Annotated in this window: 30 protein-coding genes; 27 read left to right on the forward strand and 3 right to left on the reverse strand. The window is 45.4% G+C overall.

Features of this window, described 5'->3' with window-relative positions:
• Window positions 1-7: 7 nt before the first annotated feature.
• Window positions 8-1,480, forward strand: a complete 1,473-nt coding sequence (locus FN961_RS15010; RefSeq protein ID WP_144040993.1) for a DNA cytosine methyltransferase — start codon at window positions 8-10, stop codon at window positions 1,478-1,480.
• Window positions 1,481-1,827: 347 nt separating this feature from the next.
• Here FN961_RS15010 and FN961_RS15015 read toward each other — a convergent pair whose 3' ends face one another.
• Window positions 1,828-2,079: an Ogr/Delta-like zinc finger protein gene (locus FN961_RS15015; protein ID WP_144040994.1), complete on the reverse strand. Its 252-nt coding sequence runs from the start codon at window positions 2,077-2,079 to the stop codon at window positions 1,828-1,830.
• Window positions 2,080-2,339: 260 nt separating this feature from the next.
• Between FN961_RS15015 and FN961_RS15020 the strand changes: the two genes are divergently transcribed.
• Window positions 2,340-3,089: a hypothetical protein gene (locus FN961_RS15020; protein WP_144040995.1), complete on the forward strand. Its 750-nt coding sequence runs from the start codon at window positions 2,340-2,342 to the stop codon at window positions 3,087-3,089.
• 204 nt (window positions 3,090-3,293) lie between these two features.
• Here the strand turns inward: FN961_RS15020 and FN961_RS15025 are convergent, their stop codons facing one another.
• Window positions 3,294-4,322: a phage portal protein gene (locus tag FN961_RS15025; RefSeq protein WP_229814678.1), complete on the reverse strand. Its 1,029-nt coding sequence runs from the start codon at window positions 4,320-4,322 to the stop codon at window positions 3,294-3,296.
• Window positions 4,304-6,082 carry a terminase large subunit domain-containing protein gene (locus tag FN961_RS15030; RefSeq protein WP_144040996.1) on the reverse strand — a complete coding sequence of 593 codons (1,779 nt, stop codon included), beginning with the start codon at window positions 6,080-6,082 and terminating at the stop codon, window positions 4,304-4,306. Before FN961_RS15030 ends, FN961_RS15025 begins: the two co-directional genes overlap by 19 nt.
• Before the next feature lie 212 nt (window positions 6,083-6,294).
• Here FN961_RS15030 and FN961_RS15035 point away from each other — a divergent pair, with 212 nt between their 5' ends.
• From FN961_RS15035 to FN961_RS15150, 25 genes are all read left to right on the forward strand, one after another.
• Window positions 6,295-7,167, forward strand: coding sequence for a GPO family capsid scaffolding protein (locus FN961_RS15035; protein WP_144040997.1), 873 nt, complete (start codon window positions 6,295-6,297; stop codon window positions 7,165-7,167).
• A 45-nt stretch (window positions 7,168-7,212) separates the two neighbouring features.
• On the forward strand, window positions 7,213-8,250 hold the full coding sequence (locus FN961_RS15040) for a phage major capsid protein, P2 family (protein WP_144040998.1): 1,038 nt from the start codon (window positions 7,213-7,215) through the stop codon (window positions 8,248-8,250).
• 78 nt (window positions 8,251-8,328) lie between these two features.
• On the forward strand, window positions 8,329-8,826 hold the full coding sequence (locus FN961_RS15045) for a hypothetical protein (protein ID WP_144040999.1): 498 nt from the start codon (window positions 8,329-8,331) through the stop codon (window positions 8,824-8,826).
• A gap of 38 nt (window positions 8,827-8,864) precedes the next feature.
• A complete protein-coding gene (gene gpM, locus FN961_RS15050; protein WP_229814677.1) occupies window positions 8,865-9,512 on the forward strand; it encodes a phage terminase small subunit in 648 nt (215 codons plus the stop codon).
• Between the two features lie 137 nt (window positions 9,513-9,649).
• Window positions 9,650-10,123 (forward strand): head completion/stabilization protein, encoded by a 474-nt coding sequence (locus FN961_RS15055; protein WP_144041000.1) that lies wholly within the window; start codon window positions 9,650-9,652, stop codon window positions 10,121-10,123.
• Complete coding sequence (locus FN961_RS15060; protein WP_144041001.1) at window positions 10,120-10,605, forward strand: phage tail protein; 486 nt, start codon at window positions 10,120-10,122, stop codon at window positions 10,603-10,605. Before FN961_RS15055 ends, FN961_RS15060 begins: the two co-directional genes overlap by 4 nt.
• Window positions 10,602-11,252: a hypothetical protein gene (locus tag FN961_RS15065; protein ID WP_144041002.1), complete on the forward strand. Its 651-nt coding sequence runs from the start codon at window positions 10,602-10,604 to the stop codon at window positions 11,250-11,252. Before FN961_RS15060 ends, FN961_RS15065 begins: the two co-directional genes overlap by 4 nt.
• A 4-nt stretch (window positions 11,253-11,256) precedes the next feature.
• Window positions 11,257-12,363 (forward strand): DUF2586 domain-containing protein, encoded by a 1,107-nt coding sequence (locus FN961_RS15070; protein ID WP_144041003.1) that lies wholly within the window; start codon window positions 11,257-11,259, stop codon window positions 12,361-12,363.
• Window positions 12,364-12,399: 36 nt separating this feature from the next.
• Window positions 12,400-12,849, forward strand: a complete 450-nt coding sequence (locus tag FN961_RS15075) for a phage protein (RefSeq protein WP_144041004.1) — start codon at window positions 12,400-12,402, stop codon at window positions 12,847-12,849.
• A 9-nt stretch (window positions 12,850-12,858) separates the two neighbouring features.
• Complete coding sequence (locus FN961_RS15080; protein ID WP_144041005.1) at window positions 12,859-13,068, forward strand: TraR/DksA C4-type zinc finger protein; 210 nt, start codon at window positions 12,859-12,861, stop codon at window positions 13,066-13,068.
• The gene (locus tag FN961_RS15085) at window positions 13,065-13,613 is read left to right on the forward strand and encodes a glycoside hydrolase family 108 protein (protein WP_144041006.1); all 549 of its coding nucleotides are present in this window, start codon (window positions 13,065-13,067) and stop codon (window positions 13,611-13,613) included. Before FN961_RS15080 ends, FN961_RS15085 begins: the two co-directional genes overlap by 4 nt.
• A gap of 2 nt (window positions 13,614-13,615) precedes the next feature.
• On the forward strand, window positions 13,616-14,005 hold the full coding sequence (locus FN961_RS15090; RefSeq protein ID WP_144041007.1) for a 3TM-type holin: 390 nt from the start codon (window positions 13,616-13,618) through the stop codon (window positions 14,003-14,005).
• Between the two features lie 5 nt (window positions 14,006-14,010).
• Complete coding sequence (locus tag FN961_RS15095; protein ID WP_144041045.1) at window positions 14,011-14,259, forward strand: hypothetical protein; 249 nt, start codon at window positions 14,011-14,013, stop codon at window positions 14,257-14,259.
• Window positions 14,256-14,522 (forward strand): putative phage tail assembly chaperone, encoded by a 267-nt coding sequence (locus FN961_RS15100; protein ID WP_144041008.1) that lies wholly within the window; start codon window positions 14,256-14,258, stop codon window positions 14,520-14,522. The genes FN961_RS15095 and FN961_RS15100 overlap by 4 nt, the downstream gene beginning before the upstream one ends.
• Before the next feature lie 65 nt (window positions 14,523-14,587).
• Window positions 14,588-14,716 carry a DUF6890 family protein gene (locus FN961_RS26200; RefSeq protein ID WP_268241155.1) on the forward strand — a complete coding sequence of 43 codons (129 nt, stop codon included), beginning with the start codon at window positions 14,588-14,590 and terminating at the stop codon, window positions 14,714-14,716.
• A gap of 26 nt (window positions 14,717-14,742) precedes the next feature.
• The gene (locus tag FN961_RS15105) at window positions 14,743-17,289 is read left to right on the forward strand and encodes a phage tail tape measure protein (protein ID WP_144041009.1); all 2,547 of its coding nucleotides are present in this window, start codon (window positions 14,743-14,745) and stop codon (window positions 17,287-17,289) included.
• Complete coding sequence (locus tag FN961_RS15110; protein ID WP_144041010.1) at window positions 17,286-17,636, forward strand: DUF2590 family protein; 351 nt, start codon at window positions 17,286-17,288, stop codon at window positions 17,634-17,636. Before FN961_RS15105 ends, FN961_RS15110 begins: the two co-directional genes overlap by 4 nt.
• On the forward strand, window positions 17,617-18,804 hold the full coding sequence (locus FN961_RS15115) for a baseplate J/gp47 family protein (protein WP_221936125.1): 1,188 nt from the start codon (window positions 17,617-17,619) through the stop codon (window positions 18,802-18,804). Before FN961_RS15110 ends, FN961_RS15115 begins: the two co-directional genes overlap by 20 nt.
• Window positions 18,804-19,490 (forward strand): phage tail protein, encoded by a 687-nt coding sequence (locus FN961_RS15120; RefSeq protein WP_144041011.1) that lies wholly within the window; start codon window positions 18,804-18,806, stop codon window positions 19,488-19,490. Before FN961_RS15115 ends, FN961_RS15120 begins: the two co-directional genes overlap by 1 nt.
• The gene (locus tag FN961_RS15125) at window positions 19,483-20,061 is read left to right on the forward strand and encodes a phage tail-collar fiber domain-containing protein (protein ID WP_144041012.1); all 579 of its coding nucleotides are present in this window, start codon (window positions 19,483-19,485) and stop codon (window positions 20,059-20,061) included. Before FN961_RS15120 ends, FN961_RS15125 begins: the two co-directional genes overlap by 8 nt.
• Window position 20,062: 1 nt before the next feature.
• Window positions 20,063-20,704, forward strand: a complete 642-nt coding sequence (locus tag FN961_RS15130; protein WP_144041013.1) for a hypothetical protein — start codon at window positions 20,063-20,065, stop codon at window positions 20,702-20,704.
• Window positions 20,705-20,715: 11 nt separating this feature from the next.
• Window positions 20,716-20,934, forward strand: a complete 219-nt coding sequence (locus FN961_RS15135) for a tail fiber assembly protein (protein WP_144041014.1) — start codon at window positions 20,716-20,718, stop codon at window positions 20,932-20,934.
• Window positions 20,935-20,997: 63 nt separating this feature from the next.
• The gene (locus FN961_RS15140) at window positions 20,998-21,549 is read left to right on the forward strand and encodes a baseplate complex protein (protein WP_144041015.1); all 552 of its coding nucleotides are present in this window, start codon (window positions 20,998-21,000) and stop codon (window positions 21,547-21,549) included.
• Complete coding sequence (locus FN961_RS26070; protein WP_229814676.1) at window positions 21,546-22,994, forward strand: type VI secretion system Vgr family protein; 1,449 nt, start codon at window positions 21,546-21,548, stop codon at window positions 22,992-22,994. The genes FN961_RS15140 and FN961_RS26070 overlap by 4 nt, the downstream gene beginning before the upstream one ends.
• 497 nt (window positions 22,995-23,491) lie before the next feature.
• On the forward strand, window positions 23,492-24,334 hold the full coding sequence (locus FN961_RS15150) for a hypothetical protein (protein ID WP_144041016.1): 843 nt from the start codon (window positions 23,492-23,494) through the stop codon (window positions 24,332-24,334).
• Window positions 24,335-24,531 lie beyond the last annotated feature (197 nt).

A 24,531-nucleotide genomic window follows, 5' to 3' on the forward strand; every position in this document is an offset into this window, starting at 1 on the left:
GCAAGTTATGTTTAGAGGTGATAATCAATTTTCATTCAATATTGAAGACCACGAACTCGTTATCGACAACTTTGCGGGCGGTGGTGGTGCCTCAACGGGTATTGAGCTTGCGCTTGGTAGACCGGTTGATATTGCCATTAATCATGATCCTGATGCCATTGCGATGCATAAAACCAATCATCCCTTGACGAAACATTTCTGTGAATCAGTGTGGGATGTTGATCCTGTCAAAGTGTGTGAAGGTCGTCATGTTGGTTTGGCCTGGTTTAGCCCGGACTGTAAACATTTTTCAAAAGCTGCAGGGGGTAAACCAGTTGAAAAGAAAATCCGTGGTCTTGCTTGGGTGGCATTGCGATGGGCTGCTACGGTTTGCCCACGAATTATCATGCTCGAAAATGTTGAAGAGTTTGTCACTTGGGGACCAATTGCGGATGGTAGGCCATGCCAAAAAAGAAAAGGGCAGACATTTAATAGTTTTGTTCATCAGCTATGCAAGCATGGTTATAAAGTTGAGTGGCGTTCATTAGTGGCTAGCGACCATGGATGCCCAACCATTCGTAAACGTTTCTTTCTTGTTGCTCGGTGTGACGGCCAGTCAATCAATTTTCCATTACCAACATATGGCAATCCTAAAAAGCAGCCGGTTAACGGCAGAAAGCTCAAACCATGGAAAACTGCCTCGGAGATTATCGACTGGTCGATAGCCTGCAAATCGATATTCAATCGTGATAGACCATTGGCTGACAAAACCATGCAGCGTATTGCTAAAGGGATCCAGAAGTTTGTTATCGATGCTAATGAGCCTTTTATTGCACCTTCTGAGGCCAGAATCGTTCCTTTCATTACAGAGTTCGCTAACGCCAGCAGCCAACGAAACATGCCAGTTGATCAACCGTTAAGAACTATTTGTGCCCAGGTGAAAGGTGGCCATTTTGCTTTAGTTTCACCCATTATCTGCCGTCAATTCGGTAACAGTGTTGGTCACTCTATCGATGCGCCGTTGGGTACCATCACTGCGGGTGGTGGCGGTAAGTCCCAGTTAGTGACGAGTAGTATGGTAAAAATGCGCGGTACGAATATCGGTTTCCCTACCGATGAGCCAGTGCATACCATTACTGCCGGTGGTAACCATATTGGTGAAGTCCGCGCTTTTTTAATGAAGTATTACGGAACAGGGATAGGCCAAACCCTTAGCGAACCTCTGCACACCATTAGAACGGGTGACTGTTTTGGTTTAATCATGGTGAAAGGTGAAGCCTACCAGATAGTCGATATCGGCATGCGTATGCTTGAGCCCCATGAGCTGTTCGCCGCACAGTCATTCCCAAGTGATTACATCATCGAGGTTGATCACACTGGTAAGAAGTATTCAAAAGCTAAACAGGTGGCCAGGTGTGGTAACTCGGTACCGCCTTTATTAGCCAAGGCCTTAGTTATGTCTAATTACTGTCAGCCTGTTCAAGTCGAAAAGGTGGCCTAATATCACAGCGTTTAATTGCTTTTTATTACTCTGTTTATTGTGTGTTTCGCAGTCTTTTACATTGCCAATCTGAGTTTGTGAAAACATACTCGCTGCTTTTTACTGGTTTACCTTAAGTTTTGCGAAGGGGTTGCGCGTTTTGAAATGTATGAGTAATTGGTGAGGCACTGCTGTTGGTGTGTCAATTATGGAAAATTGAGCTATGAGAGAAAAATCAATGCTGTTTCTTAAAGTAGACTTGCTGAATGGACTATTTATAGAGCTAGATACTGAAGCAAAAAAGGATGTATGCAATGCTATTCTGGCCGATGTGCTAGCCATGTATAGGGAGTCGGACTTTCATAATGTTAAAGAAGGTTCAACTCTTGTTGAATCTGCTGACGTTGAACAGGGGATAGGGCACGAAACAGCTCAGAAACAATAGCTGTTGTCGATTTAGCACTGGGGCTTAAGGTGTGGCTAAAACTTAGGTTCGCTACAAACGTATGACCGCATTTAGGATCAGTGCATGAGCAATACAGATCGGCGTAAGCCAAACTTAAGCGATTAGTCTTGCCGATAATCGCCTTTTTACCACAAGCAGTACAATGAATTCGCATCACAATCTCCCAATTGTTTCAATCTGCTTAGTTTACTCGATAGTACTGTGTTTTTGAACAGTGTTATGAGCCGGGAGGCGTAATGATTTTTATACAAATTATTTATTATTTTATAAATCCTATATGGATCAATATTATGTGATATTTTATTGACTATCATAGGCTTAACCTTGCAAGGTAAGATAGCTTGCAAGGGCCGTATAATAAGACGTTATATGCCAGTGTTACTGTATGGCTAATTTGTAAACTGAGAGGTATTTATGGGTACTGGTTCTAACTGGGCTGTAGAAGTTGCAGAAGAAAATTATAATGAAGCAAAAAGTGACTGGATTCAAAATGCATTGAATGACCCAGAAGCTGATGAGAACACAGAAGGATGGTTCGATTTGTCAGAAAGGTATGACGAAGAAGCAAATAACTACTCTGATTATCTCGAAGCTGAATATGAATGGCATAGTAGCCAAGACCATTCAAATTTCATCATAGAATTCAATCGTACGATTGATGAAATTAGAAGAATACTAAGCTCTACTATCGATCAGACAGTTATGAATACTATCTATAAAATGATACATATTCATGCAGTAACTGCTATGGAAACTTATTTAGGCGATTCCCTCAAGTCCGCAGTTATTGGTAATAAAATATATATTGCAAATGCAGCAAGAAACCTTGAAGAACTTTCTAAAAAGAACTTTAAATTAAGTGAAATACTTTCATATGAAGGTGACGTTGAAAAAATTGTTTTAGAACAACTTGGAAAATATCTATATCACGATGTGTCAAAAGTCATGAAAATATATAAAGCAACCTTAGGCTTTAGCTATACATATGATTTGAAGTATTTGATCGAAATTACAACAGTCAGACATGATTTAGTACATCGTAATGGTAAAAACAATGAAGGTGTGCGAGTTAATTTAAATCCATTTGATTTAAAAAATGCAATTGATGAAGTAGATAAATTCATAAATTATTTAGAAATAAGTCTTCAAAATCATCAACCGTAGAAAGCATATGGCAAGGCATTTAAACTGAACTGAAACAGTGGGTTACGTTTCGCTTCGTTCCACATTATAACCCACTGCTTTAGTCCGCTTATTGCGGCGTTAATCTTAGTTTCGTAATACTTCCTTGTGGCTTAAAAGATAACGCCACTTATTTTAGTGGCGTTTGGCTCAACTCTCTCGCTTTAAACCCTCTAACTCTCATACTTATAAGTCAAACTCCAGCCTCAACTTGCCGCCGACTTCTAGATCTTGTTCTACCGCATTCACCATCTTTCGAATGAGCGGCTTAGTCTCATTCTTAAAGTAAACCTCATCATATTTAGCTGGGTCGCCAAGGCCTGCTGTGTTGGCCGGAATGATACCGGCTAACCCTGGTGGAAAGCGGTGGGCGTTGAGTACGTCTTGGGCGCTGACGTTTTTCACGTTCATAAACTCATCTTTGCTTTCAAAATTACCCACGGGGATGATCTGTAGTCCTTTCTCTTTACCGTTGGGAATATTCACGAACAGACTCTTAAAATTCCCCACGCCTTTGCTATCTTGAATCTTGTTTTTAATGTCCTCTTCAACTTCGGGGTCCAGGTTCGGATCAGTGGCATACATGATGAAACCCATATGCGCGCCGTTGATGTAGTATTTGCGTCTGAACAGGGTGGCATCTTCGTTAAGTAATGCCGCTTGCAACCCGCCAAGGTAATCGGGGCAACCGTAAATTTGCTGCACTGGGTCATACTGGCGTACCCAAATAATATCTTTGGCTTTATAGCGTTTGACCTGCTGATTGCGCTCGAGCACGACGGCGCCACCGTCTTTGCCTACACGGGTGCGATAGCTGGGTAACGGGAATAAACGCAGCACCTGGCGAAAGCCGTTGCGGACTTTAAGCAAGGCCACATCACCAAATTGCACCAGGTTTAAAAAGGTAGCTTCAACTTCCTGTGCTGACATACCACCAGAGGTAAAACGGCTCGCGGCCATGTTGGCGCGGCTTTGCACTATGCCGCCATGTTGGGCATTGCGGCGAGTAAGGTTGGCGAGTAGATGCCGATCAACTGGTGGTTCCCAGTAATCATCCATTTGGTTGTAATACAGTGAATCATAATCAGTGAGCCACATGTTAGGCATGACGGTTTCGGGCAGGCTGAAAACCACAGGGGCATGAGTCTGCTCAGTAGACTCATTACCTTCTGCATTATTGGCTGCATCATTGGCAGCTATCTCGACAGGGACCATGTGGATTTACCTTTTTGTGCGTGGTTAAGGGGTTCATTAATTACCGCGTGGGCAATTGCAAAAAATACGTCTGCGTGGCCAGTGGTTTGATCTCGGCCTGCTTTAAATGTCATGTTGTCACCGCTGGCGGTGTTGGTTTTACGTATGGCTAAAAAAGACATGGCTATGTCTTTGTGTTCGGCATCCCAGCTGATCCGCCGCGCCTGCACCACATCAATCATCTTGAGTACCAAGCGGGTTTTACTGCTGACGCTGTAATGAATCGCCATGGATTCACGTGGATATAGAGTTTGTATTAGGTCGAATACACCCGCGCCAATGCCGGTGGTATCGACTCCGATATAGGTCACGTGGTACCTAGCATAAATTTTTTGTATCTCGGCCACGTGATACTGAAAGTTCAGCCCGCGCCAGGCATGTTTTTCAAGCACCCGAAATTTTTCCCCCTCTTTAATGGGCGGCGCTATCACCACTAGGGTGGCATTGTCTCGGGTTCGTGACGGATCGTAGCCAAGCCACACCTCTCGGCTAGCAAATGGCCTTGGGTTCTTGGGTTTAAAGTCGCTCCAGTGATCGGCATCGGTGGTGCATTTATCTAAGTCGCTAAACTTAAATACCGAGTCGGCATCATCAACAAAGATACACATGAACAGATTGCTAAAATCATCGTCGTTGTATTCGTCGCGCAGCTCCTCGATATCAAATAGCTGACAACCGCCGCGCAGCGCATCTTCGATGGTGACCACATAGCGCCACTGCTTATCTGGGCACAAGCGGCCATTGTCGCGAAATTCATCGAAGGTAGGGAATTCCACATACTCACGATCGGCCTTACCTCTGCGCCAGTGATCCCCCGTCCAAAAAGTGTAAGCGGGGTGTGCCTTGGTCGATGGGGTGGAAAAGTAGGTTTTGCGCCAGTTCTTGTGTGTGGCCATGGCCGAGGCCAGTTTATTGAGTTCGTCAAACCTGCCGATCCAGAAGTATTCGTCGACATACACATGGCCGTGGTAACTCTGCGCCGTTTTGCTGTTGGTACTTAAGAATCGCAGCTCTGCATCACCAAAGGCGGTATGCAATACAATCGGGTTGCCGGTTAACTCAATCTCAAAGAATTCATGGGCGATGGCGACAATATAGGTGCGGAAGACTTCAGCCTGAGCACGGGACGCCGACAGGAATATTTGCGGGTCGCCGGTTAATACTGCCTGCTCGAAGGCTTCACCTGCAAAGTAATAAGTCGCACCGATTTGACGCGATTTAAGAATATTACGAATACGCTGATGCAAATTCTCATGCATGGTTTTTTGGTATTCGAACAGGGTGGAGAACCATGGGGCAAAATCATCGGCGCTGAGATGACTCACATCATTTTTACGTTTACGGGCTTTGCGCTGCCCTTTTGACTGCGTTTTCTCGTTTGAGCCTTTATCTGTGCTGTGTTGGCTATCTTGTTCACCAGCGGCGGCGCGTTCGAATGTTACCCGTTGCTTCTTCAACTTCACATGCTGATTAATCAGCATATCCAGCTCTTTTATCTGCATGCCGGTTTTGTCGGCAATGTCAGTGAGCAGCACAATACGACGAGCTATCGCCTCGTCGACTTCCTCCTCCCGCAACATATCTCGCCAGCCACTTTTATCAGCCCAGTAATAGATGATGCGGTTATTGGGCAAGCCGAGTTCGTCGCGGATCTCATCGGGCGTCCAGCGACGCAGATATAACCTTTTTGCGGCTTCACGAATTTCGGGAGAGTAGGCCATATTGCAGGGATGTGTGCCCATATAAATGAAAACTGGCCTCAGTGTATTCACTTACATATCGACTATAACGGACTAATTTTCGGGTCAATTCGGATAATGGCCTTTATCCGAATTGAGCCGAACTAAACCCAGTGCTAAGGGCATTTCATCTGGCTATGCTGGCCACCTAAATCAGATTAAACCATCGATTAACCAGTGTAGTTGAGCCAAATATGAATCAATTGACAACAGATTGGGTGCGTATCGCCACCGAAGGGCAGACATTTAGAAATGTCCCTATTGAGCGTCAATGGTTAGTCGACATTGCTGAAACCTATGAAGTTGAAACATACGGTGCGCGTATCTGGCCGGATCATCGTCGTTGGTATGGTGCGTGGGGCGATGTTCTTGGCGTTAAAACCGAAGAGCAAGACGGTAAGCTGCGTCTATTCGCCAAATTGAAACCCAATACCCAACTTATCTTTGCTAACGAGCAAGACCAAAAAGTATTTACCTCTATCGAAGTAGACCCCAATTTTGCCCAATCGGGTAAAGCTTACCTCACCGGTTTGGGCGTCACTGATGAACCAGCCAGTTTAGGTACCGAGCGCCTTAAGTTCTCAACCAAAGAACGCTTTGATACTCATCAATATGGTGCGCCTGAACAGCTGGTCATCAGTTACCCCACTATTGAAAGTGAAGAGGAGCCCAAGCAAGAAAAGCACCTCTACCGTATTTTGAAAAACTTCTTTAAATCTAACTCGCCAGAACTGGCATCCGCCCCCTTAGAGGAAGACCCAATGAACGCAGAACAGTTTAAGCAAATTTCAGACAAGCTTGATGGCCTAGGGAATAAGGTTACCGACCTCGAAGGCAAGGTGGAGACATTTAGCACAAAGCCTGCCGAAGTAAAACCAGAAGGTAAACCTGAGCCAGAAGAAGCAACAGGTATCACAGGTGAGCAGTTCGCAACACTACTGGAAAAAGTATCAGGCATTGCAGACAAGACAGACAAGTTAACTAACGACTTTGCCGCGTTGAAACAAGAAACACCTGAGCAAGAGCCAGATCCTGCGGGCCAAGGTGAAAGTTTCATCGTGGTCTAAGCGCTGCATTGAGCCTTGTCGTCATTCTAACAAAGAGAGAGCACCATGAATTTAACCCCATTAGCCAAGACACAGTTAATCGCGTATTGCGCCAACATGGCCAAGAGTTACGGCGTTGACGATGTAAGCCAGCAATTTAGCGTAACCGAACCGATGGAACGTCAGTTAAAAGCAGCCCTGTTAGAGTCAGTGCGATTTTTGGCTTTGATCACCACGATGGATGTGGACCAGATAAAAGGGGAGGTTGTGAAGGTCGGTAACTACGGCATCGCTACCGGTCGAAAGAAAAATGGCCGCTTTTTTAGTGATCAAGGCGTTGATGGTCATAGCTATGAGCTAGTTGAAACAGACTCATGTGCCGTGGTGACCTGGGCAACTTTAGCGGTGTGGGCAAACTCTGGTACCGCGAATCAGTTTATGCAGTTGATGAGCAATAACGCGACCGTGCGTTTTGCACTCGACTTATTACGTATCGGCTTCAACGGTACCTCGATTGCGATTGATTCAGATCCTGTTGCTAACCCTATGGGAGAGGATGTTAACAAGGGCTGGCATCAAATTGTTAAGGAAAAAGCCCCCGACCAAATTGTAACTGATGAGATTTACTTCAATCCAGATGCCGAAGGTGTGTTGAAGGAGGGTGAATATAAGACGCTTGATGCCATTGTTACTGAGCTTAAAAATTCACTCATTCATACATCCCTTCGCAATGACCCCCGTTTGGTTGTGTTAGTTGGGAGTGATCTCACTGCAACGGCTCAAACCAAAATGATGAATCTTGCAGATAAACCCACTGAAAGGGTCGCCGCGCAAAAGATGGATCAGAACATCGGTGGTTTACCTGCTTACACGCCGCCCTTTTTCCCTGGTAAGCGTATCACGGTTACGTTGCTTTCTAATCTGCACATCTATACCCAAAGAGGCACCCGTCACCGCAAGTCTGAAAACGTTGAAGATCGTAAGCAGCATGAAGATAAGTATTGGCGCCAAGAAGGCTACGCCATCGAAGAGTTTGAAGGTTATGCATCTATCGATGAAGCCAATATGAACATTGGTGCAGCTCCTGCGATGGAACCAAGCTAAGCAAAAATAAGGCACTCCTTGAGTGCCTTATTGCTTCAACCACTGCCGAATAAAAATAGGTAAACCAAGGATATCGCTATGAGTGCAATCTCCAATTTTAAAAAGCGTCGTGATGCCGTTAAGGCCAAAAAATCTGAAAGCCAGAAGCTGGAAGATAACCCTAAACCTGACAATGAAGCACTAGCACTATTGGCTGCGCTTTTGGGGTGTGATGAACAAGACGCGATTGCCAACGCGACTGAGCTAGTAGAGCGAAGGGCGCGATTTGTTGAAATGGATATCCGTATCGATCCTGCTGCAGGCAATGACAAAACAGTTATCGCAGAAGTAACCACAGACGATAACGGCAATATCACTGATATCAAAACTGACTTAGAAGACAGTGCCAGCAGCGTGAATCAAGCCGCTGATTCAGTTGAAACAGCGTCAAGTGAATTAGCCTCTAACGCTGATGATATTGCCGGTGCAACAGCGGAGCTTAAGCAAGCGACGGCAGAACTAAAAAAGCCGTCGGCGGGGCATCAATCCTCGCCTTCAAAGAAAAGAAAGACGCCAAAAGGAAGCTCGAAAAAGTAGCGCAAACCGGGTGTGCCTCATATGCCCCTAGTTTGCATTTGCAGTTGATTGAACTCGATGCCGATCTGAAAAAGCTCAAGAGCTTCGCCAGACGACAAGACAAGATAATCCATAAGCGCGACGTGTTACTGCCTAAGTGGCAACCCATAGTCGATGAATATTTAGCGCAGGTGGACAGTGGAGGTAAACCTTATGACAACCCTTTATTTGCTCGCTGCATTATTTGGCTGTTCGACATTGATGACCTTGGCCGAGCACTTGAGTGGGGGTTCAAAGCCATCGAACTGGGCCAACCTATGGCGCCAGGTATTCGCCGCGAGTGGCCGAGTTTTATCTCCGATACGGTATTCGATTGGAGCGAAACTCAGGGTGAGCATGGCCGCAGTGTTGAGCCTTACTTTACCCAAGTGTTTAACCAGGTTGTACACCATTGGAAGTTGGCGGAGCCCATTACCGCTAAGTTTTATAAGTTCAAGGGGCTCAGCTTACTGCGCAGCACAACAGGTGATGTTAAACCCAGCACTGTCGGCGATGTGGAGCTACTTCAACAGGCAGACGGCTTTCTTGAAAAGGCAGCAAGTCTGCATAAGAACGTCGGAGTAAAGACCGTTAGAAACCAGATTGATATGCGTTTACGTGCCCTTGAGGCTTATGGCTCACAAGAGACTGGTCAAGAGAAAACGTAAACAGGGACCGACTCCCAACCCTCCAGTGCGCTAGCCGAGTGTTTAACAGGTGACTGTTAATAACCACGTCGACGCTAACCGCACTGAACCCTTTTAGTAATTTAGTACAGTATTGGACTGCTGTTAATGAGAGCAATATGAGCGGATTTGGCTTTAATTCAGGTGAACAGGCAAGCATTGCTATCGACAACGATAGTGGTTGGCCAGAGCTGTCGACTGGCGAGTTTCGTCAGCATCGCCGTATCCCTGAGTTTTTCGAAGAAGCAGTGATCGCCGACTCACTCAATCGCAGCAGTGCCGAAATTCAGCAAGTGCTAATAACAATTGTCTCCAGTCATGAACTGGGCGCGGACGCTCCTTTTACCCTGAATGTTTCCTCTGGCCAGAGCACAAGCCCTGACTTTACGCAGAAGCAGAAAAGCATTTATCGAGGAGCCGTTTATGCGCGTTCTCATGCTGACCTGCTGGGCTATTTTTCTGCTGTAGATCAGAAGGAATCGGGAGCCAATAAAGCCAGTGAGCCCGAACAGCAAGAAGCGATTTTAGCCCAAAGCAACCGTAGCGTTCGCTTGTTGCTTGGTCGTGGCCGCGCTGGAGTACACAGCTTATGAGCCGCAAAACACAACTGCAGTTAATCACTGAGTTTTTACTGGCCAGCTTAAAGCCACATATTCAAGCCAATAGCATTGATGCTTGGCAGGAACACGGCACCATCGTGATCTGCAATCAAGATTTAGGGCTTGAAGGCTACTGTATCGGTAAATGGAAGCACACGGCGGTTATCCATATACAGAATTTTCCTCACCTAAAAATGAACCCATACAACCTGCTTGCGTTAATTGCGGCGTATCTAATCGACAGTGGCTGGGATAGAGACACCTACGACTTAGCAGATCCTGATATTGATATCGACGCTGAAAGTGATGACCACACCACGGTGTTGATTGAGCTAGAGCTGCTCGATGACCTTGAGATCATTCCTGATGTGAATGGCGGCATTGTGTTCAATGGTCAGAAATACAGCTTAGATATCGCACCGGTTAATGTGGCCGATACCATCGATACATTGGTGAATATAGGCGGTGATGCATGAGTTTAGCCATTACCCCAAATTCAAAAAATGCTCTCACGGTAAAGCAGCAACTTGCCATGTTGGCATTGCCTGCTAACAAACGTGTGGCACTGCTGAAGAAGTTAGGCCGCAGTCAGCGCGCCAAAGCTCGTCAACGTATACGTGAACAGAAAACCATCACGGGTCAGAAATTCACGCCAAGAGCACATGGCAAAAATAACAAAATGCTTAAACGTGTCACTCGTAGATTAGAACCCTATGTGAAAAGTACTAATCGATTAGAGCTTAAGCATCAGTCTAGCCAAGCTGGGCGGGTTGCTGGATTTCAGCAAGAGGGTGGGACCGAGAAATTTACAGCTGACAAAGCAAAAAAGTTAAACGGAACGCCAGACTATCAATCTCCATGCACAAGAAGGCAAGCCAAGGCTTTAGCGAGAGAGGGGTACAAAGTCCGTAAAGGGAAAGGGAAGCGATATAGACGCGCAAGTATTACCGAAATAATGGAAAGGATGACACTTGGCCAAGCAGGGAAAGTACTAAGGCTCATGAGAGACATTAAAGATAAACCAAGCTGGAATATTCAAGTGTCACCACGTCCATTTCTAGGTGATACCCCTGCCAATGTTCAGGCCGAAATAGTCACATTGTTAAACCAATTAAGAGGATAACCCCATGCCATTAGGTGAAGTAACCGTAAACAATCAAAACCAAGGACAGGGTGAGGTGCAAGCGATAGAGCACCATTTCCTGTTTGTTGGTTTAGCAGGGAGAGAAGAGGAAGAAAGTCAGCTGTTCTCGCTCAATGCTCAAAGTGATCTTGAGGCCATGTTTTCCAACAGTGATCTACGCAAACAATTGATTGCCGCACAACTTAATGCGGGTCAGAACTGGACCGCAGCTGCGTACCCACTGGCTGCAGATGAAACCTTATCTACCGCTGTGGATCATGCAAATGAGGTGCAAAGTTTTGAGTCTGTCGTGTTCAGCGATGTACAAACTTCAGCGGCAGATATCAGTGCTATTTCAGATATGGTTTTAGGTTTGCAGGGCTCTCATGGTCGCTGGTGCTCAGCTATCGTTGCACTACCAGGCATTGATAACACCACCGAAACGTGGACCGCTTATGAAGCCAAAATGGTGGCGCTTGTGGCTGGCTTAGCTCTGCCGTTAGTCGTGCCAGTACCACAGCTAAACGGTAATAACGTGGGTGTACTCGCTGGCCGTTTATGTAACCGCAGCGTCAGCATTGCGGATTCACCAATGCGAGTGGCCACCGGCTCAGTTGCTGGATTGGGTGTTATGCCAACTGACTTAGCTGAAGTACCGCTATCAATGGCTAGCTTGAATACCTTAGCCAAGAAGCGATTGAGTGTGCCTCAGTGGTACCCCGATGTTGCGGGTGTGTATTGGGGTGATGGTTCAACCCTCGAAGTGGAGGGCGGTGATTATCAGGTGATTGAAAACCTACGTGTGGTGCACAAGGCCAGTCGTGAAGTGCGCGTGCGCGCCATCTTGCGTGTGGCTAACCGTATTCTTAACTCAACCCCTGCCAGTATCGAGCTTAACAAGGCTTACTTTATGAAGCCATTAAGGGCAATGAGTAAAACGATTAAGGTCAATGGTGTGCCTTTTCCTGGTGACATAGAGCCACCACGTGAGGGGGATATTGCCATTGTATGGATGAGTAAAACCAAAGTGACGATCGCGATGGTCGTGCGCCCCTACAACAGCCCTAAGTCAATCACCGTTAACATCATGTTGGATCTTAGCGTTCTTTAAACGCTGTTATCAAAACGTATCTGAGGAGCAAATGACATGCGTTTATCCGGAATGAATTTTAGAACACACATGGGTGATACCCAAGTGCAGATCGATAGTGCTTCGGTGACGATCACCGATAACAGCGGTGTATCACAAACAGGTGGTGTGCCTGATGGCGCTGTTGATGGTGATGTGGCTGCAAACGGTGAACTCACCGTTAACGCATCTAACTTTGCCTTAATCAGTCAGCAGGCCAAATCAGCCGGAGCATGGCGGGCAATGGATAACTTTGATATTCAGTTCTACGCCAAAACCTCACAAGACGAAATCAAAGTTGAGTGTTTTGGGTGCCGTATCAAATTGAGTGATCTGCTCGATATTGATAGTAAAGGTGGCAGTGCGAGTGTGTTTAAAGTTCCGTTTGATGTCACTAGCCCTGACTTTGTTCATATCGATGGTGTGCCGTATCTGCGCCCCGATGAGATTAAAGACATCGTTCAGTAAGGACCGAAAATGGATGATGCAGATTTAGCGGTAAAACATGAAGAACGGGCAGAAGCTAGAGAAAGGTCGCGACGCATGTTAGCTAAACCTGCAAAGCCCAGTGCGACAAATTGTGTCGAGTGCGATGAGGTTATTTCTCAAGCAAGACGAGATGCGGTTGCTGGTGTTGAATTATGTGCTGAGTGTAAGGCGTTTGAAGAGAGAAGGGCGAAACGATGAATGCATTAAAAAACCGACTCATTGAAGAGTTAATTGAACGCGAGGGCGGTTACGTCAATGACCCAACCGATCGTGGTGGTGAAACCATGTATGGCATTACGTTGAAAACGGCTCGTGCTCACGGGTACCAAGGTGAAATGGCGTTGTTGCCCTATGAGATGGCTTTTCATATTTATCAATCCATGTATTGGGCGCCATTAAAGCTCGATGAAGTGAGCCAACACAGTGAAACACTCACCGAGCAACTTTTCGACTTTGGTATTAACTCAGGTGTTACCCGTGCTGCAAAGGCATTGCAAACCACATTAAACGTGATGAATAACCGCCAAACCTTATTTGCAGACCTCAACGCTGACGGGATATTTGGTCGCCGTACTTTAACGGCGTTGGATCAGTTTTTAGCTCACCGAAAGCGCAAAGGTTTACAGGTGCTGACTGAATCAGTTCGTGGTCTTCGGATTGCGTTTTGTATCAATATTGCTGTTAACGATGAAAGCCAAGAAAAATATCAGTTTGGCTGGATCACTCGAATAGTGGAGTTGTGATCATGGGATGGTTTTCAACAATTTTAGGCACTAACCCCATCGAAGCAATTGGAAAGGCGGGCGATGCACTATTTACATCAGATGAAGAGCGTCAACAGCTCGATAATGAACTGACTGAAATTAAGCAAAAGCCCATGCTCATGCAAGCTCTGGCTAATACCATGGCCGCGCAGCATCGCAGCGTATTTGTGGCGGGTGCGAGACCTTTTTTAATGTGGGTGTGCGGCTTTGGTTTTCTGTTTGCATTTGTGATCAACCCGATATTGCAATGGTTGTGGCCCGAGGTGGGCACTCCAGAATTGCCCCTTGATGTAATGATGGAACTCACGCTCGCGATGCTTGGCCTTGCAGGTCTACGCACGGTTGAAAAAATTAAGGGAGTGGCCAAGTGAATCAAATGGCAGATTGGGTCATGGTGGTGATTGCCTTCATGAGTTTGATTTTAGGCGTGCTCGTGCCGGTGATTATCACTCTGTATAACGCCCACAAAGTCACAGCCAAAGAGTTAAGTAGCCACCAAACTCATGTTGCCGAGACCTATGCGACGAAGAACGACGTAAAAGAGCTCGGTGATCGTATGGAACGCCAACTAAAAGACGGCATTACTGACATTAAAGAATTAATCAACAACAGGAATACAGCATGAAAAAGACCATTACGCTGACCATAGGTAGCACAGAATTTAACTTTAACCTGACCGTGAATGATCACTCTGATTTTGTCGATAGCGTGTCTCGTGGCGGCAGTATCTGCAGCGCATCACACAATTTTGCGATGCGCTCAATTGATAAGGCGCAAAAAGAGGAGTTGAAAAAATTACTTGAAAACTCTCCTGGTGCTGAGGTGCAAGTGGCAGGCGCGTTAAAAGGTGAGTTCGCACCCGCACTGGAAATCGCAGTAAAAAAATAACGGCGCTGGTTGAAGCAATTGAACACAACCAGTTTGAGCAGATGTTGGCCATTAGGCGGCATCAGTTGCCGCATGAAGATGACAGTGAGCAGTCAATAGCCCGTGCGCTCTGGCTGCATAAGAACAATTTAGAGAGTCTTGAAATCGTTACCGCCAATGGCGTGAATCGAGCGTTTTCAGGTAAATCGAGTTAACTGCAATAACGGGGGAAGTGATCGCGATGAGTCTACCAAAACCTTTGATGTTTACCGTTGGTTTAGTTGATCAGATCACCAAACCAATCGCTAAAATTACTCAGCAGTTCAATGGACTGGCATCTAACTACCAAGCCGGAACCATGCAGATGGGAATGGGGATTGGTGGTATAGCTGCTGCGGGGTTGGCACTGCAAAGTGCGCTAATGCCTGCCATTGAAATGGATCGTGTTCTTGGTGAAGTTAAATCACTGGGCGTTCGTCAGTCTGCACTCGATACACTAGCCAATACATCCTATGAATATGCCATGAAATATGGCAAATCAGCCACTGAGTTTGTTAGTTCGAGTTATGACATTCAGTCGGCCATTGCGGGTTTGAATGACTCGGATTTGTCACAGTTCACGCTTGCATCAAACGTACTTGCTACCGCCACCAAAGCCGATGCCGCAACCATTACCAATTATATGGGCACCATGTTCGGCATTTTTAAAAATGATGCTAATGCCATGGGGAAAAGTGATTGGGTCAAACAAGTGACAGGCATGACCGCTACTGCTGTGCAGGCTTTTAAAACTGATGGTAAAAAGATGTCTGATGCCTTTGGGGCATTGGGAGCATCAGGTGGTCTTGCGCCTTTGCAAGAACAAATGGCAATCATGGGCACTTTGCAATCGACCATGGCCGGTGGTGAATCTGCGACTAAATATAAATCATTTCTAGCTGGTGCAGGTAAAGCACAAAAAGCATTAGGTATGGATTTTGTCGACAGCCAAGGGAAGATGATACCGATGATTGGTATCTTGAAGAAATTGCAAGGTGAGTTCGGTGAACTGTCGGTTCAGGCTGATATCGACAAAGTAACGAGTGCGTTTGGCTCTGGTGAGGCTACCGCGTTAATTCAATTATTGTTAAAAGATGTTGATGGACTCAGTAATTCCATTAATAAGCTCGGACAAGTTAAAGGCATGGGACAGGCGGAGCTCATGGCTGCAGCCATGACAGACCAAAGTGAGCGACTAAGTCAGTCGTGGTATGTCATCCGTGCCGCTTTTGGCTCTGCTGTACTCCCTGCTTTTAATCAGTTTGTAGGTTGGATAGCTGACATGGGCAAAGAGGTGCTTTGGTTTACGCAAACCTTCCCCAACTTAACCCGTGTATTAGGCTATGGGGCGATTGCTATTTTGGGACTCGTTGCCGCAGGCGGCGCATTCACGGTAATGATGGGCGTAAGTAAGATGGTGATGACCACTTATGGACTCGCTGCAATGGCGTGGGCAGGAATCAATACTGTGCTTACATCTGGTATGGCATCACTTCGCACCATGATGCTTGCGGTAAATCTTGCCATGTATGCCAATCCTGTTGGGCTTGTGGTCGCTGGTATAGCTGCATTGATTGGTGTGGTGGGGTTAGCGGTTTATTACTTTGATGATCTTCGCGCCATGATGGCTGGTACTGCTTGGGGCGAACCCATTTTGTTCGCTGTTGATGCTATTGCTAATCTACTTAAAATCCTCGGTGGGGTGGCGGTTAGTGTATTTGGAACTTGGTTTAATATTCTAGGCACTGTTTTTAATGTACTAAAGCCGTTCGCCAGTTTCTTGCTTGATGTGGTGGTTTTTAATCTCAAAATCATGGGCGGTGTATGGGCGGCGGTGTTTGGTACTGTTGCCTATATATTAGGTGGGCTTGTTAATAGTATTACTTGGGTAGTAACCGCCATTTCAGATGGTTTTACTTGGGCATTCGACATTGTAAGTGCTGGTTGGAATGAGTTAGTCAGTTGGTTTACCAATGATGCTTGGCTGCAATACTTATTCGGCAAAGTGGCTAATATAGGCCAATACTTTTCTGCTATGTGGGATGGTATTAAAGGCTCGTTTGCAGAAACATGGGGTTGGATTGTCGACAAGTTAAACATGCTGCCAGGTATCGATATCGACGTAACACCTGTTATGGATGGTTTGGATAAACAGCATCAGATCCCCGAATTTATGCAGAGCTACAATCAACAAACTGTGCCTATGTGGATGCAGCAAACCGCCGCAAATCAAGTCGCAAACCCTGCACCTATGAGCGGGCCTTGGATGAATACGCCTACCGTTATTCAACCTGAGTCAGTGACACAGCAACAGCATTTGCAGCTAGTCAAACCTGCATCATTTGTACCTGATGGACTTAAACAGTCAATCGATGTGCAGCGTAATCTACCTGCGCCTTATCAGCCTGAGTCAGTGACACAGCAACAGCATTTACAGTTAATCAAACCTGAATCATTTGTGCCTGATGGGCTTAAACAGTCAATCGATGTGCAGCGCAATCTACCTACACCTTATCAACCTGAAGCATTGACTCAACAACTTGATGTTAAGCCCATGGTGAACGAGTCAATCAGCAATGCTATTACCCCTCGTATGAATCAGCAGGCGGCAATGAGTGCACAGGCGAATAGAGCCGCAAGCCAAACCAACAGTAAGACTCTGAGCTTTGGTGATGTGATTATTAAGCATCCGCCTAAAAATTTCAGTTTCGCTGAACTTGCTGATCAACAGGAGTTAATGACCGGATGATAGCCGAATTAAGTCGTTACAGTGATTTGTTAATTGTTGATGGGAGTTTATCTCTCGATGTGGGAGCGCAGCCAGAGTTAACACACACCCGTGCCAGTATTGCCCAAGATGTTAAGCACATGCTGATGGCATCGGGCCTTGTGACTAAATTGCTCGCACAGCGTAGCCCAACAATGCGAAATGATGTTTACACAGAGATGGAGCTGCTCATTGAAACCGACATGCGCTTAGTACCTGGTTCGATTGATGTCGACATTCAATCAGCTGAACTTATCGCGATAACGGCCACAACTTATGAGTTTGGCAATATCAAAACAGAGGTTAATTATGTCTCGGCCACAGGTTGATTTTGAAAAGGTATTAGCGTCGGAAGGCGTACCATTGACAGCCGAAGGTGTCACGGCCCTGCTAGAAGCTGATGTTATTGCGGCTAATTCAATTATCTCCAATAACAGTGCAATGAGTCCGTTTTGGAAACTCTTCTCGGCTTGTGTTGTTACGCCTGTTTTGTGGTTGATAAAAACATTATTAGCCAATCACGTATTGCCAGGCATGTTTGCCGCTACCGCGAGCGAGTTCTATTTGGAGTTGAAAGCGTGGGACGTGGGGCTTGAACGAAAGCTAGCCGTTAAGACACGCGGGTATATCAGCGTTAATAAAATAGACATTAATGCCGACATCTTGATAAAAGCGGGAACGCGCGTACAAACCGACAATCGATTAGGGGCTATTTATACTCTTTTGGTGTTAACCGATACGGTGATCCCAGCCGGCACTTTGACCAAAACCATATTATGTGAGGCTGACATGGCAGGGGCGGGGCATAACCTAGGCGCGGGTTATTACTATCAACTACCCGAAACCGTAGAAGGCATTGAATCCGTCAGTAACATAGGGGATTGGATAACCCAAGCAGGTGCAGACAAAGAAACGGATGATGATTTGGCATTACGTATACGTGATCAATTTGCAAGTGTGGGGAATTACCACATTGATGCTGTGTACCGTGCAGCAATATCAACGTTTGCGGGAATTAGCAGTGATTTACTCTATTTTGAGCATGAAGCGCCACGGGGTCCTGGTACTGCAAATTGCCATGTAATGATGGAGGTGGGGGAAACACCTCAAGTATTGATTGATGACATTAATCAATACATCAATGTTCAAGGCAACCATGGCCATGGCGACGATCTCCTTGCTCAAGTCATCGCCTCAAAGCCCACAGATCTGACCCTTGATATTTGGCATATTGCCAACCTCGAAGTCGATGAGATTGCTACCTTGATGAGTGATATTGAATCGCGCATACGGGCGGCATTTCGAGGTTCGGATCTACATCCAAGCTTAACCCGCACTAAGCCACAAAGTGTGTTTGTGTTTTCAATCCTAAGCAGTGAATTGCACGCCATGTTGCCACAACTTAATAGCGTGCGTTGGGGGAATGATGACTTAGTTAATGGCCTTGAACTCCCGCGTATAAATAGCCTAATTATCACTAATCGTGGGGTGAGCTAATGCCTGATGATGCAAAGACAAACCGCAGCCCAAAGCTGCCCAAGTTGTCGTTACCGTGGTGGATGGATGGCGAAACGCTGAACACAACGTCTGAGCCACAAGAGCCGGCCATGTTGAGTAGCGGGATGCAATCATTCTGGCAGCGTGTGCGCAGCTGGTTTATTTGGGTGTTAGCGCAAAAAGACCCGCTGACCTGCTCGTTGAGCATGCTCAATTTATTGGCATGGGAGCGTAATATCACTCGCTTTAAAGATGAGCCTTTATGGCTCTATCGTAAGCGTGTGGCCTATGCCTTTGTTAATGCCAAAGATGCTGGAAGTACGCAGGGTTTTATCCACATCATGCGCCGCTTAGGGCTCAATGTTGTCAGTATTAAAGAGCGCCAAGCCGGGCTTGATTGGGACAGGGTATCAATTGAAATCGATGATACTGAAGTAGCCCCAAATCAAGCCCTATTAGCTGAGCTTATTCAAAGTTATGGCAGAACCTGCCGTCGATATGATCACCTGTCATCAAGACTCATAGGGTGCAATGTGGTCGTAAGCGAGGCAAGTCAGGACATTCAAACATTAACAATTAAGACGTTATCAAATAGTGATGAACAGTACCGCAGTACTGCAGCGACATTAGCAACAGAGTGTGACAACGATTATCAACATTTAAGAGTAAGAGGCTTACATGGCTAGATTAACTGATTTTGGCAGTCAATACGTTGCGCTTGCTGTGGGCAATGTCGAAGACTTTATTATTGATGAGTTCGTATTTGCGTTTATTCCAGGGCTGGATTTTAGAAGTCCTGAGCCTGGCGATGAATCAATACCAACAGATGGGCAGATCGTGCATCGTTCGTCATTGTTTAGGCACGGTGTTGTTGACGACAATCGCGTTACGTTTAGTCAGATGCTCGATACTGATATCGGTGATTTTAATTTCAACTGGATAGGCCTAGTGGGTAATAACCAGCTGGTTGCTTTTGCTTACGTGCCCAGTACTCAAAAAATTAAACAACTCGGCAGTATTGAAGGCAATACCATCAGCCGTAACTTTGTTATTGAGCACTTAGGCATTGCGAATGCTATGCCTGTTCAGGTCTCAGCACAAAGTTGGATGTATGACTATTCAGATGAAGTTTCACTGTTAAAAATGAGCTCAGTAACCACGGCAGTCAGCGTCATTGGGGCCAATACCTGTGGTGTGAAAAACGCACATTGGAACATGAGATTAAGCGAACAACTTCGCCAATTAGAGGAACGTTAATATGACACAAGCAATCGATGAGCTGCTGGGTGAAGTCACCAGTGCGGTGAGTGCATCAACAGAGCAAACGACAGCGTCACAAGCACTTGCTCAGGAAGTCGCGGGTAAGATGGGGGCGATAGATGCCAAAGTGGCAGAAGCCAAACTAGAACTTGATGGATACATAGCCGACAGTGAAGTGATTGGTGATGGTTCAGCTGGATCGCGAAGGTTAAATGTTTTTCGAACAATGATCTATGAAGGTAAGGATCATGTCCCTGAGAGTGAAAAGCCTGATAACTGGGTACCAACAAATGGCCCTCTGTACTTGCATTTCAAGACGGGTTTAAACACTGCAGTCGATGTCAGTATGTTTCACTATCGAATTGGGGGTTACGCCTATGGTCAATCGACAATTATTGACGAAACGCTAGTTGGGTATAGTTATGAACCAAGTAACACCATTCATAACATTAATACTGACGGTAATTTAGAACCTGTAGTTTACAGAGCGCCAAATGGTGATGTTTACCTAAGAATCAAGTCTTTAAATCTATACTTCACAGGGCTGTATATTGATGCGATGCATATCACTGGTGGATTACCTGATAAAGACAGTATCGAGTTGACGATATCTCCAAACGAAACTTTAAATAACTATTAGTAGGGATCATCATGGAAATACCAGCAGAAGAGTTGATAAAAATGAAATGGTTTTCGGTTAGAAGCCTACGAGACAAATTAATCGTAGGCACTGATTATACACAGGTGCGGGACAGCCCATTAAATGAGGAAAAGATTCAAGAGTTTTCCACATATCGCCAAGCGTTGCGTGACTTGCCTGCATCAACAGATAATCCGGATGAGATTGTCTGGCCAGTAAAGCCTGAGTAAATAACGAACTAAATAAAGCTCTACTTTTAGAAAGGGGAGTATTTACATTACTGAGGAATTGTCATGAGCCAAATTGCCCTAGATGGTGAATTAATCCGCCTCAAATCCTGCAAGCTTGCGTTGAGCATGCAACTCGCTGAACAAGATATGTCGGGGCAAACATCAAGTACGGCAAGTTGTGAGCAGGGCGAAAAGGCCAAAGAGCTGAAAGTCACCGGCTTAATTCCGTTTACTGATGAAGGCCAGCTATCACGCCTGTTTGAGTTGGCGATTGCTAAAGATGAAGCGGGTGATCGTATTGTGAGGCGTATTGGCTCAGGTTTGGCCCGGGCGGTTAAGATTCGGCAAGTAAAGTTTTGCGGCCAAATTACGGCACCGGAGCACCCCACGCTGATGGCGTGGAATGTGAGTTTTCAACTCCGTGAGTATTTGAGTATTCCAGAAGTGGCAGAGCAGCGACAACCCCAAGCTGATGCCGACACAAAACAAAGCAGCGAGCAGACTGCCAGTGTGATCCCCACGGCGGCGATAACCGATGCACCGCCAGCGGTGGAAGTATCATCAATGGAGAAGATATTAACTGGCATCGACAATGCTATTGGTGAGCCAACATGAAGCTAACGAAACGCTTAACTGTTGGCATACAAGCGCTAGAACTATCTGATTATCGTCTAGTGCTGGAATTGTCATCCGCTGGCCGTGGTTTCTTTGAAGTGAAAGGAGAGGTTAAGCGTGGTCAAATAGTGGTGTTAGATATTGGCTACAAGAACAAATTGACGCGTTATTTCAGTGGCTACATTACAAAAGTGACCCCAAGCAACAAAGGCATTAATCGTATTGTGGTGCGTGAATTAGCCAGTGTGTTAGCGGAAAACTTGCCAATAAATATTCGTCACGCCACATTTAGGCAAGTGATCACTCAGTTAGCCGAAGATAGCGGTTTAAGTTTTGTTATCCCTGACTGCGCAGATTATCTTGATGTTAAAGTGGCAAACTTTACCAGCCAAGGGACAGGCTATCAGTTATTAGCCAGCCTTGGTGGCATATTTGGAATAGCCGACTGTGTTTGGTACCAGCAACCCGATGGTCAAATTTTTGTAGGCAGTTTTCAAGATTGCCGTTGGACAAGCAAGCCTGTGGATATCGACCAAGGTTTAAGCCAGAACCGATATGGCAATAGTTGGCAGTTAATGGCCATGCCAGCCATGCGACCTGGTGCCATTGTAAATGGTCATCGTGTTAAACAAGTAGAACTTGAATCCGATACCATGACATTAACTTGGACGGCGAGCCTAGCTGATGAACGCACCGAAAAACGTAAAATCACTAATATATTCCCAGAGCTGTCAGGCGGCTATCATCTCCCCCATTGGGCCAAAGTGGTGGCATTGCCAGAACTACCAACACTTGATGGTGAAAGACATAGCGATCCGTTTTACCCACGCTATGCAGTTGACGTGCAACTGCTCGATGAAAATGGCAATGAAACCACATCAAGTATATTAGAGGCTGTTCCATTACCCTTGCCAGGTGCTGGAAATAGGGCGGGCAGATTAGAGCCGCCAGCAGTCGGTTCAATAGTTGAAATTGGCTTTGCGTATGGCCGACCGGATAAACCGTTTATACGTTGTGTGCTGCCGTTCGGCTGGGACTTACCAGCCATCAAGCAGGGCGAAACCCGCAATCAAGTGCGCGATGGTGTGTATCAGCATATTGATGACAAAGGTAACTTCGAGAACAAGACTGATGAATCCATGCAGGAGATCATTGGCAAACTGGCAAAGCTGGAGTGTGAGACGAGAACGGTGACAGCTAGTGCAGAGCAAGACCATCGCAGTCCTAAGACCTGGTTAGGCAGCGAAGGTGAGAACGTGCTCAAACTCTTATCTGAGCTCATGGCCACCGTCAAAGCATTAGCCACCACCTGCGCTAGCCATACTCACTCTGGTATCAAATCGGGATTAGGTAAAACAGAAGCACCAGTTCAAGCCGGTGATTTTAGCAGCCAAGCATCACAAGCGAGCAGTCAGAAGGGGAGACTTGACCCTATCACTAAGTAACTGGCCCACACGAACAGCCCTGCAAATCTGCGGGGCTTTTTATTGCCAGCAGTAAGCTATCTCTCATCGCGTTAACGACTGCAGTACAGTCAGTTTTTGTCACGGAATCTGGCACTACTGAGAACTTACGCCACGGAATCCGCACTCTTCCTCACCCTCCTGCGGGCTTTTTGTTGCCATTTTTTTTCAGTTTTCTTTTACTACAGTTCATATCTCCAGCCCGCGCCGCTACAAGGGCTTTGCAAAGATCGGAGATCTGAAAGGATCGCAGTTTATTTCAGTGTTTTTCAGTTTTATAGTGCCAATTTAGTTACTGATAGCAGTATAAAACCGTATTAATACTGACTTTACTATCGATTGCGTGTGATGTTGGTTGAAGCTACATTTCCCCTTTTTCTAATTGAATTAAATAAAAACAAATAGTTATAATGAATCTGAACTGCAACAAGCGTATTTTTAGCTAAATATGCAAGCGAATAACTACTTGGATGTACAAATTGAAAAACTATCAACCCGAAATATTAGGGACTTTGATCGGTCTGGCTCTTCTGAACTTGTGGTATTTATCTGGAGTAGCAGTTGAGGAGCAAACCTTACCTATTCAATATGACTTTTTCATGAGGGCCGTAATCACACTGGTCAGTGCCGGTACTGGTGCATATTTTGCTTTCTCTTTTAATAATAGGATAGAAGACCAAAAATCTGCAAAACAGCTAATTGTACGAATCGGAAAAGATGTAGCAATATTGAACAAATCTCTGTTTAATTTGAGCAGGGAAATCAATTCTATTGGAAACATGAAAATCAGAATTAATCAATTTGATAGAGAGATAGATTTAGCCTTTAACATGAGTGTGGAAAAAAACTTCGATAGTAACGTTTCGATTGATATTGATGAGTTAACGTTAATTTTGACAGATTCGTTGCCGATACTTCAACAGCTAGATAATGAACAAGTTGGATTTTACAAAACAGTTGAGTCTTTTAATGTAAGAAGTGATTTTTTCTTAAATAGGTTACAACCTGAAATGTTAGAAAAGGGTTTGCTAGATCGTAAGGCTACACTGGAAGAAATTAAAGAAAAACTGAGTGCAGGAATTTTTCAGGGCGCTTTTACATCGGCCTCAGCTCTAAAAAGTAATATATATATAACAGAAAAAGGTTTGATTGAAGCTTTTAAAAATCTTAGAAATGCATGCGTGGAACTTTATCCTGAACACAAATTTATGAATATCGAATTCGATAGATCTGTAATTGATAATCAGGTGAAAAAATCAATGCGTTTTTCTGATCAAGAATACATCTTCAAAACTGTTAGTTATTCTCTAAATTTGTCATAATTTTGTAACTCATCACCAAGTATGGCAAGTGGGCTGTCAATCGAGATCTGACGGGATTAGATAAGATTTGCTGAGAATATGAGATAGGCAGTGGGTTCTAGCTATTTGACCTTTTATTGATATTCTCGTTGCCTCAATCAGGAGGTTTGGCAAAAATAGGTTAAAGCAGATTTATCGTTCGGCTCGTTTGGCAATAT

Origin of the sequence: Shewanella hanedai, assembly GCF_007197645.1 — a bacterium.
GTDB lineage: Bacteria > Pseudomonadota > Gammaproteobacteria > Enterobacterales > Shewanellaceae > Shewanella > Shewanella hanedai.

Coding starts and splice junctions, on each gene's coding strand:
- FN961_RS15085 (WP_144041006.1), top strand. CDS start 13,065: ATGAATGCATTAAAAAACCGACTCATTGAAGAGTTAATTGAACGCGAG.
- FN961_RS15120 (WP_144041011.1), top strand. CDS start 18,804: ATGCCTGATGATGCAAAGACAAACCGCAGCCCAAAGCTGCCCAAGTTG.
- FN961_RS15070 (WP_144041003.1), top strand. CDS start 11,257: ATGCCATTAGGTGAAGTAACCGTAAACAATCAAAACCAAGGACAGGGT.
- FN961_RS15140 (WP_144041015.1), top strand. CDS start 20,998: ATGAGCCAAATTGCCCTAGATGGTGAATTAATCCGCCTCAAATCCTGC.
- FN961_RS15080 (WP_144041005.1), top strand. CDS start 12,859: ATGGATGATGCAGATTTAGCGGTAAAACATGAAGAACGGGCAGAAGCT.
- FN961_RS15075 (WP_144041004.1), top strand. CDS start 12,400: ATGCGTTTATCCGGAATGAATTTTAGAACACACATGGGTGATACCCAA.
- FN961_RS15135 (WP_144041014.1), top strand. CDS start 20,716: ATGGAAATACCAGCAGAAGAGTTGATAAAAATGAAATGGTTTTCGGTT.
- FN961_RS15045 (WP_144040999.1), top strand. CDS start 8,329: ATGAGTGCAATCTCCAATTTTAAAAAGCGTCGTGATGCCGTTAAGGCC.
- FN961_RS15010 (WP_144040993.1), top strand. CDS start 8: ATGTTTAGAGGTGATAATCAATTTTCATTCAATATTGAAGACCACGAA.
- FN961_RS15030 (WP_144040996.1), bottom strand. CDS start 6,082: ATGGCCTACTCTCCCGAAATTCGTGAAGCCGCAAAAAGGTTATATCTG.
- FN961_RS15095 (WP_144041045.1), top strand. CDS start 14,011: ATGGCAGATTGGGTCATGGTGGTGATTGCCTTCATGAGTTTGATTTTA.
- FN961_RS15105 (WP_144041009.1), top strand. CDS start 14,743: ATGAGTCTACCAAAACCTTTGATGTTTACCGTTGGTTTAGTTGATCAG.
- FN961_RS15035 (WP_144040997.1), top strand. CDS start 6,295: ATGAATCAATTGACAACAGATTGGGTGCGTATCGCCACCGAAGGGCAG.
- FN961_RS15130 (WP_144041013.1), top strand. CDS start 20,063: ATGACACAAGCAATCGATGAGCTGCTGGGTGAAGTCACCAGTGCGGTG.
- FN961_RS15040 (WP_144040998.1), top strand. CDS start 7,213: ATGAATTTAACCCCATTAGCCAAGACACAGTTAATCGCGTATTGCGCC.
- FN961_RS15100 (WP_144041008.1), top strand. CDS start 14,256: ATGAAAAAGACCATTACGCTGACCATAGGTAGCACAGAATTTAACTTT.
- FN961_RS15125 (WP_144041012.1), top strand. CDS start 19,483: ATGGCTAGATTAACTGATTTTGGCAGTCAATACGTTGCGCTTGCTGTG.
- FN961_RS15115 (WP_221936125.1), top strand. CDS start 17,617: ATGTCTCGGCCACAGGTTGATTTTGAAAAGGTATTAGCGTCGGAAGGC.
- FN961_RS15015 (WP_144040994.1), bottom strand. CDS start 2,079: ATGCGAATTCATTGTACTGCTTGTGGTAAAAAGGCGATTATCGGCAAG.
- FN961_RS26070 (WP_229814676.1), top strand. CDS start 21,546: ATGAAGCTAACGAAACGCTTAACTGTTGGCATACAAGCGCTAGAACTA.
- FN961_RS15110 (WP_144041010.1), top strand. CDS start 17,286: ATGATAGCCGAATTAAGTCGTTACAGTGATTTGTTAATTGTTGATGGG.
- FN961_RS15090 (WP_144041007.1), top strand. CDS start 13,616: ATGGGATGGTTTTCAACAATTTTAGGCACTAACCCCATCGAAGCAATT.
- FN961_RS15020 (WP_144040995.1), top strand. CDS start 2,340: ATGGGTACTGGTTCTAACTGGGCTGTAGAAGTTGCAGAAGAAAATTAT.
- FN961_RS15025 (WP_229814678.1), bottom strand. CDS start 4,322: ATGGTCCCTGTCGAGATAGCTGCCAATGATGCAGCCAATAATGCAGAA.
- FN961_RS15065 (WP_144041002.1), top strand. CDS start 10,602: ATGAGTTTAGCCATTACCCCAAATTCAAAAAATGCTCTCACGGTAAAG.
- FN961_RS15060 (WP_144041001.1), top strand. CDS start 10,120: ATGAGCCGCAAAACACAACTGCAGTTAATCACTGAGTTTTTACTGGCC.
- FN961_RS15055 (WP_144041000.1), top strand. CDS start 9,650: ATGAGCGGATTTGGCTTTAATTCAGGTGAACAGGCAAGCATTGCTATC.